A 17,414-nucleotide genomic window follows, 5' to 3' on the forward strand; every position below is an offset into this window, starting at 1 on the left:
TGTGACAGAGCGCCCACAGCTCGATGACATCGATCTGCGGATCCTGTCCGAATTGCAGCGGGACGGCCGGATCAGGATCAACGAGCTCGCGGAGCGCGTCGGCATCACCGCCCCGCCCTGCCTGCGCCGGGTCCGCGCCTTGCGCAGTCGCGGCGTGGTGCAGGCGATCCGCGCCACGCTGGACGAACGGCTATTGGGCTATGAGGTGACGACCTTCGTCCTGATCCAGCTCGACAGCCAGAACCTGGTTGCGATCGAGGCGTTCGAGGCGGCGGTCGCCGCCGTGCCGCGCTTCCTGCAATGCTGGCGGATCTCGGGCGATGCCGATTTCATGCTGAGATGTGTCGCGCCCAGCGTCGACGACATGCGTCAGCAGCTGCTGCAGTTCGCCGGCCTGCCCAACGTGCGCAAAATCCGAAGCTTTCCGGTGCTCGGCGTCTCCAAGGATGCGCCGCTGCCGATTCCGGGCGCCCTCGCCGCGCCTACCCCCGCGAGCTGATCGCGGGCTCAGCCCGATCTGGTGGACCCGACCTTAGTGGGTCCAGCCCCTAATGGGTCCACGGCTCCCAGCGGCGGAATGCAAAATTGTCGGCATAGGCGATCTGGCGGTGCGCCGAATCCTTCGGCTCGATCACCTGGTAGGCGATGCCCTTGCGCTCGCAATAGGCGACCGCCTCCTCCTTGGTCTCGAACTGCAGCGTGAGCTGCTGCTTCATGTCAGTGGACGAGGTCCAGCCCATCAAGGGCTCCACGGTGCGCGGCTGCTCCGGCTCGTAGTCCAGTTGCCACTCTTTGGTCTTGGCACGTCCCGATTGCATCGCGTTTTTGGCGGGCTTAAAAATGCGTGCGGTCATGGATGGTCGGCCCCGTGGGATGTGCGATATGGAAGCGATTTGAAGGAAACCGCCGGGATAGTATAGAGACACCGTTCAACGAACTGATCGGTGATTCCTCGATCTCGGAGGGAGCCTTCGCCGGACCGGTATAGTCATTCTACCGCGCTGTGACAATCTGGCCTCGGGGGGCTTCGGTTTGGAGCCCCTTGGGGCCGCGGCGCGGCCTTCTCGACAGCATCATCTCGAGGAAGCGGCGCCCCATGGAAATCCACGCTCACCTGCCCGACAAAGGACGTGACCTCCGGCTCGACCTGTTCCGCGGGATCGCGAACTGGGCGATCTATCTCGATCACATCCCCGACAATATCGTGAACTGGATCACGACCCGGAATTACGGCTTCAGCGATGCCGCGGACCTGTTCGTCTTCATCTCCGGCTACACCGCATCCTTCGTCTATGCGCGCATGATGCTGGAGCGCGGCTTCATCGTCGGCGCCACAAGGCTGACCAAGCGCGTCTGGCAGCTCTATGTCGCCCACATCATCCTGTTCGTGATCTACATCGCCTCGATCAGCTATCTGGCGCTGCGCTTCGGCGATTCCGAGATCATCAACGAGTTCAATGTCGCGGGCCTCGTCGACAACGCCACCGAGACGCTGCGCCAGGGCCTGTTCCTGAAGTTCAAGCCGGTCAATCTCGACGTGCTGCCGCTCTACATCGTGCTGATGGGCCTGTTCCCGCCGGTGCTGTGGTTCATGCTGCGGCAGCCGAACTGGACCATGCTGGCCTCGCTCGCGCTGTGGCTGGTGTCGCGGCACATGGGCTGGAACTTGCCCGCCTACCCGGCCGGGACCTGGTACTTCAATCCGTTCGCCTGGCAGGTGCTGTTCGTATTCGGCTCGTGGTGCGCGATGGGCGGCGCGCGCGCGAACATGCACATCATCAATTCGCGCTACACGCTGTGGTTCTGCATCGCCTATATGATCTTCGCCCTGATCATGACGATGGCCGGCCGCTTCCCGGACTTCGGCGCGATGTTCCCTGACTGGCTGTATTCGACCTTCAACCCGAACGACAAGACCAACCTCGCGCCCTATCGCTTCCTGCACTTCGTGGTGATCACGGTGCTGGTGATCCGCTTCGTCCCGAAGGACTGGTCGGCGCTGGAGTGGAAGGTGTTCGATCCCCTGATCGTCTGCGGCCAGCAGTCGCTCGCGGTGTTCTGCGTCGGCGTGTTCCTGTCCTTTGTCGGACATTTCGAGCTGTCGATGAGTTCGGGCTCGCTGTTCGCGCAGATCTTCGTCAGCATCTCCGGCATCGCGATCATGACGATCGTGGCCTATTACATCTCGTGGTCGAAGCGGCAGGACAAGCCGATCAAGCCGCCTGCGCAGAAACCGGCGGCGCCGGCAAAGGCGGCCTGACAGGCTTCAGGCGCCTCCCCGGCTGCCGTCCTGCGTCGTCGAGGAGACGATGGTGGCGACGTCGCCGATCGTCGTCATCACGGGCGTGACGACCTTGTGCATTGCGGTCTTCGACACCAGCGTGTCGTGCAGCACGAGGTTGTCGATCCCGGTGGTGAGGAAGCAGCTCACCGCATCCTGCGGCGTCTCGATGATCGGTTCGCCCTTGACGTTGAACGAGGTGTTGATCAGCACCGGCACGCCGGTCAGCGCCTCGAACTCCTTCAGCAGGCGATAGAGCACCGGGTTGGTTTCCTCCCGCACGCTCTGCACCCGCGCCGAACCGTCGACATGCACGATCGCCGGGATCTTGTCGCGCCACTCCGGCCGCACCGGCTTGGCGATCAGCATGTAGGGAGAGTCCTCCTCGCCCTCGAAGATCTCCTTCATCCGCTCGGCCAGCACGATCGGCGCGAACGGGCGGAAGGCCTGGCGGTGCTTGACGCGGCTGTTAAGGATGTCCTTCATCTCGGCCTTGCGCGGATCGGCGATCAGGCTGCGGTTGCCCAGCGCGCGCGGACCGAATTCAGAAGGCCCCTGAAACCAGCCGATCACGCGCTGGTCGGCGAGCAGCTTCGCGGTATCGCGGCAGATGTTGTCGCTGCGCTTCGCGTCGACCTGGATGCGGACCAGGAAGCTTTGCAGCGCGGCCGCGACCTCGGCGTCGCTGTAGCGCCGGCCGACATAGGCGTGGTCCATCACGAACGAGCGGCGCTGCTTGAGGATCTCCAGCCAGCCGTAGTAGGCGCAGCCGATGGCGATGCCGTCGTCGCCGGCAGCGGGCTGGATCCAGACGTTGTCGAAGCCGGCCTCGCGCGCGATGCGCCCGTTGGCCACGCAGTTCAGCGCGACGCCGCCGGCGATGCAGAGGTTCTTCGCGCCGGTGGTCTCGCGCAGCCAGCGCGCCCGCGCCAGCAGCACGTTCTCGGTGTCGTCCTGCACCCGCCAGGCGATGTCCTCCCAGTGCCGCATCGCGGGATTCTTCTCCCAGCTGCCGCTGTCGAGCACGAAGGGCTGCCGGTTCTCCTCGCCCCAGAACGGCACGTGCAGCCTGCCGTCCTTCATCTCGAGCAGATGGCCGACTTGCTCATGGCGGCCATAGGGCGCAAGCCCCATCAGCTCGCCGCACTTGTTCCAGTCGCCGAACACATAGGTCGAGATCCGGCTGTACAGCGCCCCTAAACCCGGCATGTTGTAGAACTCGTCCGACAAGAGACCGCGCGCCGGCTCCATAAAGACCTTCTTCAGGCATTCGAGCCTGGTGTCGTCGAACCTGTAGTAACTCTCGGACTCGCGGGCGAGCGGCGACGCCCCATCGGGTGGATAGGTTTCCATCGCGTCGGCCTGGTAGTTGCCGACGCCATCGACGATCATCACGACGCCGTCCCTGCACGGTGACACCGCAAACGCGCTGTAGGCATGCGCTAGGTGATGCGAGATCGACACCACCTTGTCGGACTTCGCGCGAAACAGCGGATGCTTGATCGCCTCGTTGCGCTCGGCGATCGGCAGGAAGCCCGGCATGTCCTGATGGAGCATCCGCTCCTCCATCTCGGGCACCGGCAGGATGTAGCTGTTGCGCACCACGAGATCGACGTCGTCGAGCGTGATGCCCTCGGCGGACAGGCAGTAGTCGATGACTTCCTTGTAGAAGCCGGAGGCGTGCTTCTCGCGGGTAATGCGCTCCTTGGAGATCGCATAGGCGATCGCGCCGTCGCGCAGCAGGCAGGCGCTGACGTCATGGTCGTAGACGTTGAGACCAAGGACGTAGGTGTGTTGTTTCGGCATGGGCACTCTTCAGGGAGGATTCTCAAACGCTCAGAGAACAGGATCGTGTCGACTTCAAGTTCTCGACGGCATTTTCCGCGGCTCGCAAATCGCTGCTTCTGCGCTGCACAAATCACGTCGGCGCAATGCAAGATGAACAGAATGAACGGCGGATGAACGACAAGATGAGCGAAGCAACCACATCATCCTTTGCAGGCGGGACTGTAACTTGACCTTACCTGTTGGCCTCAATAGAGTCGTTAAAGCTAGCAAGAACCTTAGTAAAAATATTGTCTTAGGATGCTCGAACCGAATAGCGGTGTTGCGCGTCTTAAGCGAGACAGCCAGCATCAGTTCAGATGTTTGGAAGTGACTGGAGATCTTCAGAATGACTAAACGCTACAATATCCTGACTCGTTGCCTTGCAGCAGTCGCTTTGTTGTTCGTCTATGTCGCAAGCACCTCTGCCATTCTGGTCGGCGCCACCACGGCGCCCGCGCAAGCCTGGCGCGGACGTGGCGGTGGCTGGGGCTATCGTGGCGGTGGCTGGGGCCGTGGTCGCGGATGGGGCTATGGCCGTGGCTATGGCTACTACGGCGGTTATGTCGGTCCCCGTTGCTGGTGGACCCCGCGTGGTGTTCGCGTTTGCCGGTGGTAACAACCGGCGACACCCAAGCGATACAGCCGACACAAGCGATATTGAAGACATAGATCAGGTGCGTCGGTTTCCGGCGCACCTGATTTTCTTTTTGGGCATCTGCGGCCAGGCTGACCTGCGGCACGCAAGAAAGAGCCCCGGGAGACGCGCCGGGGCTCTAGTCACGGGAGAGAACGCTTCAGAAATCGGGACGCGAGGCCGAGCCGCCGGCCCGATCACCCAATGCATCTACTGCGTGCATCTAAGCAGATTCGTCTGCCTGAGGCTGTAGCCGTGCCGCAACAACCCACCGGAATGAACGGTCTGTCCACCGGTTCCCGAATTGGCCCGAAACCGCGCGGCTAGCCGTCCAGGATCGCAACCGCCCTCGTCCATCCCGCCGACGCGCGCTCGATCTTCACCGGGAAGCACGACACCATGAACCCGGTCGACGGCAAAAGCTCGAGATTGTGCAGCTTCTCGATGTGGCAGTAGCCGATGTGCCGCCCGGCCTTGTGGCCTTCCCAGATCAGGCTGGCGTCCCTGGTCTCAGCGTATCTCTTAGCAGTGAAGACGAACGGCGCGTCCCAGCTCCAGCCGTCGATGCCGGTCAGCCGCACACCGCGCTCGAGCAGATACATCGTCGCCTCATAGCCCATGCCACAGCCCGAATTGACGTAGTCGGCCTGGCCATATTTCGCGCCGGCGCTGGTGTTGACGACGACGATCTCGAGCGGCGACAGCGTATGGCCGATCCGCTTCAGCTCGGCTTCGACATCGCCTGCGGTCGCGACGTAGCCGTCAGGCAGATGGCGGAAGTCGAGCTTGACGCCCGGCTGAAAGCACCATTCCAGCGGCACCTCATCGATGGTCCACGAGCGTTCGCCGCGGTTCATGGTCGGATGGAAATGCCAGGGCGCATCGAGATGCGTGCCGTTGTGCGTGGAGAGCGAGACCTGCTCGACGGCCCAGCCCTGCCCGTCAGGCAGATCCGCAGCCTTCAGCCCATCGAAGAACTGCAGCATGCGCGGCAGCCCTTGCTGGTGGTCGATATACTGGATGGTCGGGTGATTGCCCGGCGGATCGGCCGGAACGTCGTTCTGCAAGGGAACCGAGATATCGATCAGTCTGCGCGCCATGGTGCTTCCTCGCGGATTGGTCTTGTCAGGCCGAACCAACCTGCCAGTCCGCGCGCACCATCGGCAAGCCACATCCGCTCGAGATCAGGCGCGGTCTGCTCCGGTTGCGACAGCGGCAAGGCGCCGCAACGTTGAACCTATTTCACGCGCGGACGACCCATGGGCACTGGGGATTTCAGGGCCCAGTATTCGGCGACGCCGTCTGGACGATCCATATTCCGTCCAGGCGGCGTTGTTGCGTCAGGCAAGACATCCCGGCCGGAGCGTGGTTACCCGTGCCAGAACGCTGTTCACGCACAGAGAGCCACAGAAACAATCCGTGTCCTCATGTCGGGCGGATTGCTGGTGGTGTTGCCACGGCGATACAGAGATACCCTTACAACGATGCTAACCTATCTGCATCTGAATCAAGACGGGGTTGCGTCGTGTCGGGATATGATCACTGGAACGGTGCAAATAGAGCCTACGCGTCCGCCGAAGCGCCACATCTGCGCGATGAGCAGCAGCAGTTTGACCGCTATCACAAATTCGACGATGCCATCTTGCGACCGTCGGAGAGTGGCTCAAGAACCGTGATCTTGGATCGCTACAACCCGCCGACTCGTTGATCTGGTCAGCGCCCGGGCGGCTGAAGTTGCGAGGAGCGGAGCGCGGGGCTTCAGCAGCAGATCAACAAAGATCGCATCGTCTTGAGCGACCATGACGCCAGCGATTGCTTCTAATCCAGTCGGCATTCGCTTCGTCGGTCGCAGCCGCTCAACAAGTTCGGCGAGTTCGGTGGCCGGATCGGTAAGTTCGACGGACTTGTCCAAGACGCCGCCCTCTTCCTTCCATGCTCTTCCCAGACGCAAAATCTGGGACGTAAAAGGCCTCCAAAAACCTATCAAGTCCTTGAATTAAATGGTCGGGGCAGCTGGATTCGAACCAACGACCTGCAGTACCCAAAACTGCCGCGCTACCAGGCTGCGCTATACCCCGACATTTCCGAGAAGCCCCGTGGATACACGCTTCAGCCAGCGCCAGCAAGGCGCCGGTGCGGGACTTCCGGCTGGGAGATTGGCAACGGTTTCCCGCCCAAAAACCGCTGGAACAGAGAGCTAGCGGCCGCCGAACAGCGGGTGGCCGACCCGGTCGCCGGGCTGGATGCCGTATTTCTGCGCGGTGCCGGCAATCACCTCGAGGACGCCCCTGGCGAGCCCCCGTGACGGAATGATCTTGGTCGACATCGGCTCGGTGTTTTCGGCGATCCGCAGGATGCGGCCGTCGGCGCGGATGAAGATCATGTCGAGCGAGATATAGGTGTTCTTCATCCACATCGACACTTCCTGCTCCGGCGTGAAGTCGAACAGCATGCCTTTGCCGTCCGCGAGCTCCTTCCGGTACATCAGGCCGGTCTCCTTCTCCTGCTCGGTGGTCGCCATTTCGACGGAGAAGACGTGCACGCCTGACTTGGTGACGATCTCGAGCGGCTGGACGCTGGCAGCCTGCGCGGCCGGGGCTAGCAGCGCGCCGAACATCATGATGAGGGAGGCCAACAGCCACGGGCGAAGCCGCCCAACCATGCGATCGAAATCCATCGACAAATACTCACACCGGGGAAGATTTTCCGGCGGACCCTAACCTGATGATTGCGGCAAATGCCAGAGCCCTGGCGGCTCGCCGGCGGCTCACGTTTCCGTCAGGGAGTCCAGCGCGGGGCTCAGTGCGACGACAGCGCCGACGGACCGGTCTCCGGGTGGATCTCGGCGGCCATCATGCCCTTGGAGCCGGGCCCGAACCGGACCAGCACGTACTGGCCCGGGCGCAGCTCGGTCATGCCGAAGCGGCGCAGCGTCTCCATGTGCACGAAGATGTCGGGCGTGCCCTCCCCGCAAGTCACGAAGCCGAAGCCGCGCAGCCGGTTGAACCACTTGACCTGCGCACGCTCGAGCCCGCTGGTCGCGGTCACGGTGACATGGGTTCGCGGCGGCAGCATCTGCGCCGGATGGATCGCGGTCGACTCGTCCATCGAGACGATGCGGAAGGCCTGGTAACCCTTCGCGCGCTGCACGCACTCGACGACGAGCCGCGCGCCCTCATAGGCGGTCTGATGGCCGTCGCGCCGCAGCACCGTCACGTGCAGCAGGATGTCGGGCCAGCCATTGTCGGGGACGATGAAGCCGTAGCCTTTCGAGGCGTCGAACCATTTGATGACGCCGGAGACTTCGACGAGGTTGGCCGCGGCGTCGCCGAGACCGGAGAAGGCATCGATCGCCGGATCGCGCGGCGCGCTGCCGTACTCGCCTTGTGCAATCCTGCTTTGCCCAACTCCGCCTATCGGCGGTCCGCCGAGCTTCTTGGACTCAAATCCGTCCGACCCCATGACCCCGGACCCCACACATCAAATGCAGAGCGCCGACGTTGCGGCGCACCCTGTACACGCTGCTCTCCATGACCAACTCACTCGGACAACTGCGCGAATCTCTCAACCAAAAGATAACACTCCCGCTTGCCGGGCATAGCTAAAAAACGATTCTTGCGGGAACTATGAACAGGCTTGCACAGCCGCGAATCAATCAGGCGTCAATTGCCTACGAATGGACCAAGCGTGTCGCCGATGTCATGCCGGATCACCAGGTCGGCGATGTCGTCCTGATCGGTCGGCTCGTTGTTGATGATCACGAGCCGCGCGCCGCTCTCCTTCGCCATCATCGGAAACCCTGCAGCGGGCCATACCACCAGCGATGAGCCGATCGCCAGGAACAGGTCGCAGTGCCTTGCGAGTTCCGCCGCGAGGCGCATTGCATCCTCGGGCATCGACTGCCCGAACGAGATCGTCGCGGTCTTCACCGGATCGCCGCACTCCGCGCAGTCGGGCGCACCACCGGTCTTGTCGAAGTGCAGCTTCACCCACGCGAGGTCGTAGTCCTTGCCGCAACCGATGCAGCGGGCGTAGGTGGTGTTGCCGTGCAGCTCGATGACGTCATCGGCCTTGAAGCCCGACGCCTGATGCAGATTGTCGATGTTTTGGGTGATGATGCCGGGAACCTTACCGGCCCGGTAGAGTGACGCGAGCGCGCAATGCCCGCGCCCCGGCTTGGCGGCCGCAAATGTCGGTTCCATCGCGAAGCGCCGGCGCCATGACTCGTCGCGCGCCTCCTGACTGGCCACGAACTCGTCGAACGGGATCGGCCGGTTGCGCGTCCACAGCCCGCCAGGCGAGCGGAAGTCGGGAATGCCGCACTCGGTGGAGATGCCCGCCCCGGTGAAAGGCACGATCGACGAAGCCTCGGCAATCATGTTGCCCAGCCGCTCGACGCCGCTACGTAGATCCTTTGCAATCACTGGGAATGATCCGGTTGGCCGGCCGCGACTATAGCATGGTCGGGGCGATTGCGAGTTCAACCATCACGCGAGCGATTGGCGGCGAGGCCTCGGCGATCGGGTTGCGTTGGCGACCTGATCCGCCGGCGCGTCAGCCTCGTCGCTCTTCGGCTGCCTCTTCTGTTGCCTTGGCTTCATCACAATCCTGCAAAGCCTGCTCCGCATTGACGCCCAATTCACTGATGCCAATGCGCGGCGGGGATAGGACCACGACGAAGAGGATGGGCAATGGCCGATCAGAAAGACAGTGCTGCGCGCGAGCGCGAAGAGATCGTCGCACGCGTTGCCAGCTTCCGCGCGACGCAGCAGAAGTTCGAGCGCGATCGCCAGGAATATTACGACAACACGCTCGGCAATGTCTGGAGTGGATTGCAGCGCAAGAGCGCTTGATCTCGCGCCGATCGCGTGCGCCCACCGGAGCACGATCACACGGTGAGCCAATGACCACCCGAACGCACTTCCGCGCGATCACACCATGACGCGCAGTTGAGAAAGCCCGGAGCGCTCTGCTCCGGGCTCGCCGCCATCACCAATAGCGATAGTAGTGGTGCCGATAATACGGGCGATAGTAGGCGTAGGGACCAGGGCCGTAGTAGCCATAGTAGCGCGGGCCGTAATAATAGCCGGGATAGTAGCCGGGCCCGTAGTAGTAGGGACCATACGCGGCGGCAGCGCCCGCGGCGAGTGCGCCGGCAGCCAGACCGAAAGCCAGGCCAGGACCGATATGACGCGCCTGTGCCGGCGCACTGATCATCGTTGCGCCGACCGTCGTGACCGTTGCCAAAACTGCCAATACCTTTCTCATCGCAACCTCCTCACGTAAGTCCGCAAGAGTAACGCCGGCTCAATGGGATGGTTGCAGCAATAGCGGGTCCGGAGCCCGGTGTTCCGGTTCCGCAGCCATGCGCTAGCGCAAAGCTACCATCGATTAGCACTGGAACAAAAACACAACCTCAATGATTAGCTTTCCCGTGAGCGAGGTTGGCATCGATGCCGGCGTGGATGGAACTGCTGCTGAATGTGATGGGCTTTGCCGGCTTTATCGGCATCGCGATGTATCACAAGCATCCCAACGGGAAGCTGCCGGACTGAGCGCCGGGCGCGGCTCAATTTGTCAGTTCTAGTTTGATTTCCGCGCCTCTCCCGCCGTGCGGACCAGCCGGTCCGCCTTCACGAGCGCCTTGCCACTCTCCGGCTGCGGCCGAAGCCAGAAGCTGATCGCGACAAAGGCGGAACAGAGCAGCAAGCCCGCCACCATCACGCGCCGGTGGGTCGGTCTGTCAGCGCTATGGAACGATGGCGTCATGGCTGTCACCTGCAACCATCCCTACCGCAATCACAGGTGGTGACAACGCAATGCTGCTCTTAACCTAACCCGGTAGGGTTAGCGGTGGCCCGGTAAGGCGGCGTCGGAATGCCTCAGGCCGTCGCGACATCCACAACGATATCCCGCGTTTGTCCGCAGCAAATCCACAGCCGCGACAGGTCGATTTGCCAAACAGAATTCGAAGCTTGCTGCGCACTCGTCCACAGCCTTGCCGCGATCAGGCGTCGGCCAGCCTTTTCAGGGTTGCCTGGAAGCTCAGGCTGCGGGTTCCAACCAGCACGGTTCCGAACACTTCGGCCCGGTCACCGCTGAAGGTGCCGGAAAATCCGCTCGTCACCTCCTGGCCGGCGAACAGCGGCCGGGTGAACGGATCGGAAAACGGGGAATGCTGGTTGGTCCTGAGATGCCCCTTCCAGGTGCCCTCGCCGGCCGTGTAGGCCCCGATCGACCAGAAATGCGGCCCGCCGCCGATCAGCAGACCATCGCGCAGAATCAGGACGCCGCTGTCGCGGCCCCGCACGCCGTCCATCATATGGATATGGATCGAATAGAGCCCGTTCCTCATCGATCGCGCCGTTCGGTCCCAAAGGCCCGCAGTATGGCGCCAAGCAGGCTGGCAGGCGAGCGGGCCGATACCGCCCCGGCCGCCCGATTCGAACCGAAAGCGCTGATCCAGATGCTTACAAATCGTTAAGAAAGCCCTGACAGGGTTCGACAGCCGGAGGAGAGAGAGCCATGCTCATTTACCCCGTACCTGTCGAAGTGACGCAAGCCAGAGTGCAACTCGTCGTCGATCAAACGGCGAAGCAGCAGCCGCGCATCATCAGCGACGATGTGCTCGACGTCTTCGCCGCCAAGAACAAGGCCGACCGCGATGCCGTCGAGACCATTCTCGACATCAAGGTGTGAGATCGTAACCGGCCAACGACGTTTGCATTGCACACGCGGCGGCGCGCGCGCCGCATGTCGCGCGGGATCCGGGGACCATCGCCAGGCCGGCGCTGAAGGCCACCGCAAATCCACCTCGCCGGGCTTTTCCTTTGAACCTTTTGCGCAGCGCCAACACAAAACTGCGCTGGGGATTTCAGGGCCCAGTGTCTGGCGCAGCGCTGTGGGACGAGGATATTCCGTCTACGCGGCGCTGTTGCATTTTATAAATTCAACCTTAAGTTTGGTCCCCAACAGTTGACGGCTCACGCCCTGAGAGATCCCCAGTCCGTCAACTGGGAAAGCCCCGCATCCAGCCTGCGGGGCTTTCTATTTTCGGGATGCTGGAACCTGCCGCCGCGCGCACCGTTAGATGATCGGTTGCCGGCACGATCTCCCCAAGGCCCGCCGGCATCAGACCTCGCGAGCCCACTCGCGGGGTTTTGCTTTTTAGAGGAGGTCCAACCTCGCACGTCCTTGATTGGCGGTGATGGGCATTCGATGAGATAGAGGGCCGTGCCTCCAAGGCTCGACCACGAAAGCCCCGTTCCAGAATTTTCCTGGGCGGGGCTTTCCCGTATCGCGCACCGCATGAGCGTGTCGCAGGTCGCTCAGAGCGACGGCTCGCGAAAGCTTGAGAACGCAGCCGCCCGGAGCGGTCGCAAAAGTCGTACAGGCCCCTGCCCCGCGCCGCGTTTTGCTGCTATTTCTTGGCGCGTCTCCCCGAGCCAAAACAAAATCTCTGAATTCCCAGGAGGACAAGAAAATGCGCTATCTGCACACCATGCTGCGCGTCCGCAATCTCGATGTCGCGATGAAATTCTATCAGGATGCGCTGGGGCTGAAGGAAGTGCGCCGCATCGACAATGACAAGGGCCGCTTCACGCTGGTGTTTCTCTGCGCGGAGGAAGATCTCCATCTGCTCAAGTCGCTGCCGCAAGGCCGCGGCGCGCCGCTGGTCGAATTGACCTACAATTGGGACGAGGAGAAATACGGCGAGGACCGCCATTTCGGCCATCTCGCCTACGAGGTCGACGACATCTACGCGACCTGCGAGAAGCTGATGAAGATGGGCGTCACCATCAATCGTCCGCCGCGCGACGGCAACATGGCGTTCGTGCGCTCGCCCGACCTGCACTCGATCGAGCTCCTGCAGAAGGGCGATCCGAAGGCGCCGGCCGAACCATGGGCCTCGATGCCGAACACCGGGCATTGGTAAACGCCGCGCCGGCACTCACGTTCCTATCCGCGTTTCTCCATCGGCGAAGCGCGGAGCGATCGCGAGGAACATGACACAGCAGTTGACGTTGCCTCCTCACACGAATGCGAGGAGGCGAGGAGATGGGAAAAGGACTTTTGCTTTGGCTGTTGGGTGTGCCGATCCCGGTGATCATCGTGCTGTGGTTGCTGTTCGGTCACTGACTGCGCTTTGACTGTTATTGACGAGGCTCTGCCGCATCTCGGCGGAGCCTCTTTTTTTTCGCTCGGTACAATTCACCCCGCGCTTTTCCCTGACGGTTCGGCTAAGAACGCGCGCAAAGCGCAACAGCGGAAAGAAAACGCGTGATGGACAGCAAGCCGCAACTGACGATCTGGGGCCGGGCCAATTCGGTCAATGTGCAAAAGGTGCTCTGGTGTCTGGCCGAGCTCGACCTGCCCTATCAGCGCATCGATGCCGGCATGCAGTTCGGCAAGAACGATCAGGCGGATTATCTCGCGATGAATCCGAATGGCCGCGTCCCGACGCTGGTCGACGGCGACTATGTGCTGTGGGAATCCAATTCGGTGATGCGCTATCTCTGCATGGCCTACGGCCAGAGCTCGCCGGTCTATCCGCAGGCGCCGAAGGCGCGCGCCGCCGTTGACCGCTGGCTCGACTGGACGCTGTCGACGCTGCAACCGGTCGAGCGCCCGCTGTTCTGGGGGCTGGTGCGCACGGCGCCGGACGAGCGCGACATGGTGCAGATTCAGAAGGACGCCGATGCCGCGGGCGCGGTGTGGCGCGTCGTCGAGGCGCAGCTTGCAAGCCGCCGCTATGTCGAGGGCGATCAGTTCACGATCGCCGACATCGCGCTCGGCGCCTTTGCGCGGCGCTGGTTCGGTGTCGAGGGCGTCACGAAGCCGAAGCTGCCCCATCTCGAGCGCTGGTTCGGCGAGATCGCGCAGCGGCCGGCCTTCGTGCACATCGTCGCGCCGCCGATGTCGTGAGCGGCAAGCCGCTCAGCGTCCGCTGGACACCCCTGCACCGACACTGATGGCGCCACCCAACCTCACGCAGGTGTCGGAGCCCTCGACCTTGACGAAGCCCGGTCCGTACGAGGAGCAGGGATTGCTCCGCGTCGCGGATTTCGACGGCAGGGTCCTGCCGGCATCGGGAGGCGTCTGGAAATTGCGGCGGTCGCCGGCTTGCGCGAACGCAGCGGCGGGAAGCAGGACGGCGATGACAGCGTAGCAGGTCTTGCGCATCCGGCCTTTTATCGCGCGGGGTCGGATCAGGCTAGCGCACGAATCTGACGCCGAACGTCTTGCCCTCGCGCCAGACCACTTCGCAGGCGCGCCCGGTGCGGGCGTCGCGCGAAAACGCCAGCCGCAGCTTGGCCGGCAGCGTGTTGTTGTCCTGCACGGTGATCTTTGCGCCCGACGAGGACATGTCCTCGACCACGCACGGCCGCGCGGCGAATCCGCCGTCGAGCGTGATCCAGCCGGATTGGCGCAGCGATTTGCGCGTTTCGCGCTTCTTGGATCCTAAAACCATCACATCATCCCCGGCCCAGCCGTATCGCCGCTGGCTTTACAAAGGGTTGCGAAAAACCGGCGGATTGCAGTGATCGTGCCTTTGTTCACAGTGAGCGGAACCGCACGACAAGGCGTTCGCCTGCGCGATAATTCGTTGAGTCTGCTGGATTTCCGGTTTGGCGCCGATGGCGCTCCCTAGCGGAATCGAACCGCTCTCTCCACCGTGAAAGGGTGGCGTCCTAACCGATAGACGAAGGGAGCAAAACTCCCGGCAAATCAATACGTTAGACGTGAGATGTGCCGTACTGGCCGCTACCGGCGAACGGCCGCGACGGGCGAACGTATAGTGGCGATTGGCCGGACGGGCAAGCGTCGAGACACGCTTTTCCCGGACTGCCGCCGGGGCCTCCGGCGGGAGATTACCTGCACGACAATCCGGCCTCGATCGAGGTCCAGAAGCCGCAATGCGACGGCGCATGCGCATGGGCCCACGAACCGCCCCCGTGAATCAGGATCGCCGCGGCAAGCGCGACGACGACGGCGGGAACAATGAGTTTTCGGAACGACATTCTTCGGAACGGCATGGGCCTGCGCATCGAACGACATCGTGGCCTAACTAAGGCCTGCAGGCCGGATCGAAGTCTGGCGACAGCGCGCTAGTGATTGGTCACGCTCGCGACGTCCTGACGATTGGTCGGCTGCGCTGCGGCCGCCGCCACCGGCGTCTGCTTGATGCAGGTGCTGCAGATCACGAGCTTGCGCGCCAGCCGGTCGTCGGCATCCGCTTCCGACAGTTGCGTCTCCGCCACCGCCGGCGACACATTCCGCGCTTGGCGTCGGGGATGCGGCTGATTGGGATCCTGCCCCGCGCCGTCCCAGGCCAGCGGACCTGTTCCCGGCGGCGGGGTCGTCATGCTGTATTGCTGCGAGTATTGCGCGCAGGCGCCGAGCGCGATCGGAAGAAACAGCACAGCGGCCTTGCGAGCCCAGTTCCTGAATGCAGACATGATCACACTCACACGCTATTCGTACCGCGACATCAGTCCTGCGACCTAAGAGCAGAACCGCTAAGAAATCGTTCACCCTGATTGTTCGGTCGCATCCAACCGCGACGGCATCAAGACGGGATTGAGGCACCAAGACGCTCATCCGGAGTCCAACCATGCCAGGCATCAACGGTCGCTTCGACGGCAAGCGCGTGCTCGCCGATCTCAATGCACTGCGCGCGATCGGCGCCTACAAGACCGGCGTGCACAAGCCGACATTCTCGGAGCCGCATCTGCGCTCGCTGGACTGGCTGGCGGCGCACCTGCCCGATGCCGACCTCACCGCGACAATCGACGGCATCGGCAATGTGTTCGGCACCAGTGCGAAAGCAGGACCGAAGCTGCTCGCGGGCTCGCATCTCGAAAGCCAGAACCATGCCGGCTGGCTCGATGGGCCGCTCGGCGTGATCTATGCGCTCGAAGCCGCGCGCGTCATCAACGGTGATCCCGGCGTCAACGGCGCGGTCGAGGTCGCGGCATGGTGCGACGAGGAAGGGCATTTCGGCAGCTTCCTCGGCAGCCGGTCGTTCACCGGCGCCGTGACCGAAGCCGACATCGATGCGGCGCGCGACCGCTCCAGCGATCGCACCATGCGACAGGCGCTGCACGATGCAGGCTTTGCCGGCCGGGCGCGCCTCACCGCCGAAGCTGGCCGCCATATCGGCTATCTCGAAGCGCATATCGAGCAAGGCGACACGCTGGAAGCTGGCCGGCTCAAGATCGGCGTCGTCACCTCCATCGTCGGCATCTGGCAATATCGCATCACGTTCACCGGCGAGCAGAACCATGCCGGCACCACGCGGATGGCGGTGCGCAAGGATGCCGGCCTGGCGCTGGCGCGGTTCTGCGTCGCGATCGACGACAGCTTCCCTGCCCGGTGCGGACCGCGCACGGTCTGGACCACCGGCCGCATCGCGCTCGACCCGGGCGCGCCGAGCATCATCCCAGGCCACGCCGAGATGCTGTTCCAGATCCGCGACGACAATCCCGAGGTGATCGCACGTCTCGAAGAACACCTGCATCGCATGGCCGCCGAGGCGACCGCACAGGGCCGCTGTGGCGTGAACGTCGAGCGGATCCGCACCGGCGTTCCCGCGATGATGACGCCTGCCTTCCAGGATGCGATCGAAGCCGCGAGCGCCGCCTGCGCCGGCGGCAAATCAATCCGCATGCCGAGCGGTGCCGGCCATGACGCCCAGGTCCTCGCCACCATCATGCCGGCGGCCATGCTGTTCGTGCCGTCGATCGGCGGCATCAGCCATCACTGGAGCGAGAACACCGACGACGCCGATATCGTCACGGGCGGCGAGGTGTTCGTCGAAACCTGCCGGCGCCTGCTGACGCAATGATCGGTTCGGGTGGCTCAAGCCCGAGCCACCACAAATAGGAACATCGCATCTGCGCACGGGTTGGGATCGCGAAATCAACCTTTGCGATGGAGAAAGTCGATGCCGGAAAAAGACCTCAGCGCCCTGTTCCTCGACACCTTGAAGGACATCTACTACGCCGAGAAGCAGATCTATAAGGCGCTGCCGAAGATGGCCAAGGCAGCGTCATCGGATAAATTGCGCGCAGCCTTCGAGAAGCATCACGAGGAGACGGAAGGCCAGATCGACCGGCTCGAGAAGATCTTCGAGCTGTTGGGAAAACCGGCGCGCGGCAAGAAATGCGACGCGATCGAGGGGATCATCGACGAGGGCGAGGAGATCATGGACGAATACGCCGACACGCCGGCGCTCGATCCTGGACTGCTGGCCGCGGCGCAGGCGGTCGAGCATTACGAAATCTCCCGCTATGGCACGCTCAAGGCATGGGCCAACAAGCTGAGCATGAACGACGCGGTCAAGCTTCTCGATCAGACCCTGGCTGAGGAGAAGAAAACCGACGACGCGCTGACTAAACTGGCCGTCGCAGCCATCAACGCTGAAGCAGCCTGAGATGGGCCTCGGCCCGCGCGGAGATTGTTCCCATTGCAGGAACATATTGCCGCGCGGGCCGTTGGTCATCGTCATCGCCCCGCACGCGGCATCTATCGGTGACGAGAACGCTAGCCCGTCTTATTCATCAGCGGCTTGTTGAGAGGCTGGCGAGCGTGGCGTAAGCCGCTGAGGTGGCGTAGGATTCGGTTGCTGACACCCACCCTCCGCGCATCCGGGCCGCCACACTCGCCATG

Annotated in this window: 22 protein-coding genes and 2 tRNA genes; 9 read left to right on the forward strand and 15 right to left on the reverse strand. The window is 63.0% G+C overall.

The window, feature by feature from the left end; all coding sequences use genetic code 11:
- The first annotated feature begins 1 nt into the window (after position 1).
- The gene (locus AC066Y_RS25520) at positions 2–499 is read left to right on the forward strand and encodes an Lrp/AsnC family transcriptional regulator (protein WP_478276269.1); all 498 of its coding nucleotides are present in this window, start codon (positions 2–4) and stop codon (positions 497–499) included.
- 49 nt (positions 500–548) lie between these two features.
- Here the strand turns inward: AC066Y_RS25520 and AC066Y_RS25525 are convergent, their stop codons facing one another.
- Positions 549–854, reverse strand: coding sequence for an ETC complex I subunit (locus tag AC066Y_RS25525; protein ID WP_092113947.1), 306 nt, complete (start codon positions 852–854; stop codon positions 549–551).
- 242 nt (positions 855–1,096) lie between these two features.
- On the opposite strand from AC066Y_RS25525, the gene AC066Y_RS25530 reads away from it, so the two are divergent.
- Positions 1,097–2,260 carry an OpgC domain-containing protein gene (locus tag AC066Y_RS25530; RefSeq protein ID WP_478276270.1) on the forward strand — a complete coding sequence of 388 codons (1,164 nt, stop codon included), beginning with the start codon at positions 1,097–1,099 and terminating at the stop codon, positions 2,258–2,260.
- A 6-nt stretch (positions 2,261–2,266) separates the two neighbouring features.
- Here the strand turns inward: AC066Y_RS25530 and AC066Y_RS25535 are convergent, their stop codons facing one another.
- The gene (locus AC066Y_RS25535) at positions 2,267–4,087 is read right to left on the reverse strand and encodes a carbamoyltransferase family protein (RefSeq protein ID WP_478276271.1); all 1,821 of its coding nucleotides are present in this window, start codon (positions 4,085–4,087) and stop codon (positions 2,267–2,269) included.
- Between the two features lie 367 nt (positions 4,088–4,454).
- On the opposite strand from AC066Y_RS25535, the gene AC066Y_RS25540 reads away from it, so the two are divergent.
- Positions 4,455–4,724, forward strand: a complete 270-nt coding sequence (locus AC066Y_RS25540) for a hypothetical protein (protein ID WP_478276272.1) — start codon at positions 4,455–4,457, stop codon at positions 4,722–4,724.
- Between the two features lie 341 nt (positions 4,725–5,065).
- Here the strand turns inward: AC066Y_RS25540 and AC066Y_RS25545 are convergent, their stop codons facing one another.
- The 6 genes from AC066Y_RS25545 to AC066Y_RS25570 form a co-directional block, all read right to left on the reverse strand.
- Complete coding sequence (locus tag AC066Y_RS25545; RefSeq protein ID WP_478276273.1) at positions 5,066–5,842, reverse strand: cyclase family protein; 777 nt, start codon at positions 5,840–5,842, stop codon at positions 5,066–5,068.
- 563 nt (positions 5,843–6,405) lie between these two features.
- Complete coding sequence (locus AC066Y_RS25550; RefSeq protein WP_478276274.1) at positions 6,406–6,654, reverse strand: hypothetical protein; 249 nt, start codon at positions 6,652–6,654, stop codon at positions 6,406–6,408.
- A gap of 89 nt (positions 6,655–6,743) precedes the next feature.
- Positions 6,744–6,820, reverse strand: a tRNA-Pro gene (locus AC066Y_RS25555).
- 119 nt (positions 6,821–6,939) lie between these two features.
- Positions 6,940–7,419: a DUF192 domain-containing protein gene (locus tag AC066Y_RS25560; protein ID WP_478276275.1), complete on the reverse strand. Its 480-nt coding sequence runs from the start codon at positions 7,417–7,419 to the stop codon at positions 6,940–6,942.
- A 122-nt stretch (positions 7,420–7,541) separates the two neighbouring features.
- Entirely contained in the window at positions 7,542–8,204 is a 663-nt protein-coding gene (locus AC066Y_RS25565; RefSeq protein WP_092113928.1) for a cold-shock protein, read from the reverse strand.
- A 200-nt stretch (positions 8,205–8,404) separates the two neighbouring features.
- On the reverse strand, positions 8,405–9,166 hold the full coding sequence (locus tag AC066Y_RS25570; RefSeq protein ID WP_478276276.1) for an SIR2 family NAD-dependent protein deacylase: 762 nt from the start codon (positions 9,164–9,166) through the stop codon (positions 8,405–8,407).
- A 267-nt stretch (positions 9,167–9,433) separates the two neighbouring features.
- On the opposite strand from AC066Y_RS25570, the gene AC066Y_RS25575 reads away from it, so the two are divergent.
- Positions 9,434–9,595 (forward strand): hypothetical protein, encoded by a 162-nt coding sequence (locus AC066Y_RS25575; RefSeq protein ID WP_171947559.1) that lies wholly within the window; start codon positions 9,434–9,436, stop codon positions 9,593–9,595.
- A 136-nt stretch (positions 9,596–9,731) separates the two neighbouring features.
- Here AC066Y_RS25575 and AC066Y_RS25580 read toward each other — a convergent pair whose 3' ends face one another.
- The 3 genes from AC066Y_RS25580 to AC066Y_RS25590 form a co-directional block, all read right to left on the reverse strand.
- Positions 9,732–10,010: a hypothetical protein gene (locus AC066Y_RS25580; protein ID WP_456756886.1), complete on the reverse strand. Its 279-nt coding sequence runs from the start codon at positions 10,008–10,010 to the stop codon at positions 9,732–9,734.
- Positions 10,011–10,325: 315 nt separating this feature from the next.
- Complete coding sequence (locus AC066Y_RS25585; protein ID WP_478276277.1) at positions 10,326–10,511, reverse strand: hypothetical protein; 186 nt, start codon at positions 10,509–10,511, stop codon at positions 10,326–10,328.
- Between the two features lie 238 nt (positions 10,512–10,749).
- Entirely contained in the window at positions 10,750–11,097 is a 348-nt protein-coding gene (locus AC066Y_RS25590; RefSeq protein WP_478276278.1) for a GrlR family regulatory protein, read from the reverse strand.
- 170 nt (positions 11,098–11,267) lie between these two features.
- Between AC066Y_RS25590 and AC066Y_RS25595 the strand changes: the two genes are divergently transcribed.
- The 3 genes from AC066Y_RS25595 to AC066Y_RS25605 all read left to right on the forward strand — a co-directional run bounded on the left by AC066Y_RS25595 (position 11,268) and on the right by AC066Y_RS25605 (position 13,667).
- Positions 11,268–11,441, forward strand: coding sequence for a hypothetical protein (locus tag AC066Y_RS25595; RefSeq protein ID WP_478276279.1), 174 nt, complete (start codon positions 11,268–11,270; stop codon positions 11,439–11,441).
- A 784-nt stretch (positions 11,442–12,225) separates the two neighbouring features.
- Complete coding sequence (locus tag AC066Y_RS25600; protein WP_478276280.1) at positions 12,226–12,678, forward strand: VOC family protein; 453 nt, start codon at positions 12,226–12,228, stop codon at positions 12,676–12,678.
- A 347-nt stretch (positions 12,679–13,025) separates the two neighbouring features.
- Positions 13,026–13,667, forward strand: coding sequence for a glutathione S-transferase family protein (locus AC066Y_RS25605; protein WP_478276281.1), 642 nt, complete (start codon positions 13,026–13,028; stop codon positions 13,665–13,667).
- Between the two features lie 12 nt (positions 13,668–13,679).
- Here the strand turns inward: AC066Y_RS25605 and AC066Y_RS25610 are convergent, their stop codons facing one another.
- The 4 genes from AC066Y_RS25610 to AC066Y_RS25625 form a co-directional block, all read right to left on the reverse strand.
- Positions 13,680–13,925, reverse strand: coding sequence for a hypothetical protein (locus AC066Y_RS25610; RefSeq protein ID WP_478276282.1), 246 nt, complete (start codon positions 13,923–13,925; stop codon positions 13,680–13,682).
- Between the two features lie 31 nt (positions 13,926–13,956).
- Positions 13,957–14,214 carry a PilZ domain-containing protein gene (locus AC066Y_RS25615; protein ID WP_478276283.1) on the reverse strand — a complete coding sequence of 86 codons (258 nt, stop codon included), beginning with the start codon at positions 14,212–14,214 and terminating at the stop codon, positions 13,957–13,959.
- A 167-nt stretch (positions 14,215–14,381) separates the two neighbouring features.
- Positions 14,382–14,456 (reverse strand) — tRNA-Glu (locus AC066Y_RS25620).
- Between the two features lie 395 nt (positions 14,457–14,851).
- A complete protein-coding gene (locus AC066Y_RS25625; protein ID WP_478276284.1) occupies positions 14,852–15,202 on the reverse strand; it encodes a hypothetical protein in 351 nt (116 codons plus the stop codon).
- Between the two features lie 155 nt (positions 15,203–15,357).
- Between AC066Y_RS25625 and AC066Y_RS25630 the strand changes: the two genes are divergently transcribed.
- Together AC066Y_RS25630 and AC066Y_RS25635 are read left to right on the forward strand one after the other, a co-directional pair.
- Complete coding sequence (locus AC066Y_RS25630) at positions 15,358–16,590, forward strand: hydantoinase/carbamoylase family amidase (protein WP_478276285.1); 1,233 nt, start codon at positions 15,358–15,360, stop codon at positions 16,588–16,590.
- Positions 16,591–16,689: 99 nt separating this feature from the next.
- Entirely contained in the window at positions 16,690–17,178 is a 489-nt protein-coding gene (locus AC066Y_RS25635) for a YciE/YciF ferroxidase family protein (protein WP_478276286.1), read from the forward strand.
- Positions 17,179–17,414 lie beyond the last annotated feature (236 nt).

The sequence above is a fragment of the Bradyrhizobium sp. USDA3010 genome, assembly GCF_056429065.1.

Bases quoted from the DNA above. Each gene is read 5' to 3' on its own strand.
- AC066Y_RS25600 (WP_478276280.1), top strand. From the start codon at position 12,226: ATGCGCTATCTGCACACCATGCTGCGCGTCCGCAATCTCGATGTCGCG.
- AC066Y_RS25540 (WP_478276272.1), top strand. From the start codon at position 4,455: ATGACTAAACGCTACAATATCCTGACTCGTTGCCTTGCAGCAGTCGCT.
- AC066Y_RS25595 (WP_478276279.1), top strand. From the start codon at position 11,268: ATGCTCATTTACCCCGTACCTGTCGAAGTGACGCAAGCCAGAGTGCAA.
- AC066Y_RS25575 (WP_171947559.1), top strand. From the start codon at position 9,434: ATGGCCGATCAGAAAGACAGTGCTGCGCGCGAGCGCGAAGAGATCGTC.
- AC066Y_RS25625 (WP_478276284.1), bottom strand. From the start codon at position 15,202: ATGTCTGCATTCAGGAACTGGGCTCGCAAGGCCGCTGTGCTGTTTCTT.
- AC066Y_RS25565 (WP_092113928.1), bottom strand. From the start codon at position 8,204: ATGGGGTCGGACGGATTTGAGTCCAAGAAGCTCGGCGGACCGCCGATA.
- AC066Y_RS25545 (WP_478276273.1), bottom strand. From the start codon at position 5,842: ATGGCGCGCAGACTGATCGATATCTCGGTTCCCTTGCAGAACGACGTT.
- AC066Y_RS25535 (WP_478276271.1), bottom strand. From the start codon at position 4,087: ATGCCGAAACAACACACCTACGTCCTTGGTCTCAACGTCTACGACCAT.
- AC066Y_RS25615 (WP_478276283.1), bottom strand. From the start codon at position 14,214: ATGGTTTTAGGATCCAAGAAGCGCGAAACGCGCAAATCGCTGCGCCAA.
- AC066Y_RS25530 (WP_478276270.1), top strand. From the start codon at position 1,097: ATGGAAATCCACGCTCACCTGCCCGACAAAGGACGTGACCTCCGGCTC.
- AC066Y_RS25630 (WP_478276285.1), top strand. From the start codon at position 15,358: ATGCCAGGCATCAACGGTCGCTTCGACGGCAAGCGCGTGCTCGCCGAT.
- AC066Y_RS25610 (WP_478276282.1), bottom strand. From the start codon at position 13,925: ATGCGCAAGACCTGCTACGCTGTCATCGCCGTCCTGCTTCCCGCCGCT.
- AC066Y_RS25560 (WP_478276275.1), bottom strand. From the start codon at position 7,419: ATGGATTTCGATCGCATGGTTGGGCGGCTTCGCCCGTGGCTGTTGGCC.
- AC066Y_RS25590 (WP_478276278.1), bottom strand. From the start codon at position 11,097: ATGAGGAACGGGCTCTATTCGATCCATATCCATATGATGGACGGCGTG.
- AC066Y_RS25635 (WP_478276286.1), top strand. From the start codon at position 16,690: ATGCCGGAAAAAGACCTCAGCGCCCTGTTCCTCGACACCTTGAAGGAC.
- AC066Y_RS25580 (WP_456756886.1), bottom strand. From the start codon at position 10,010: ATGAGAAAGGTATTGGCAGTTTTGGCAACGGTCACGACGGTCGGCGCA.
- AC066Y_RS25525 (WP_092113947.1), bottom strand. From the start codon at position 854: ATGACCGCACGCATTTTTAAGCCCGCCAAAAACGCGATGCAATCGGGA.
- AC066Y_RS25605 (WP_478276281.1), top strand. From the start codon at position 13,026: ATGGACAGCAAGCCGCAACTGACGATCTGGGGCCGGGCCAATTCGGTC.
- AC066Y_RS25585 (WP_478276277.1), bottom strand. From the start codon at position 10,511: ATGACGCCATCGTTCCATAGCGCTGACAGACCGACCCACCGGCGCGTG.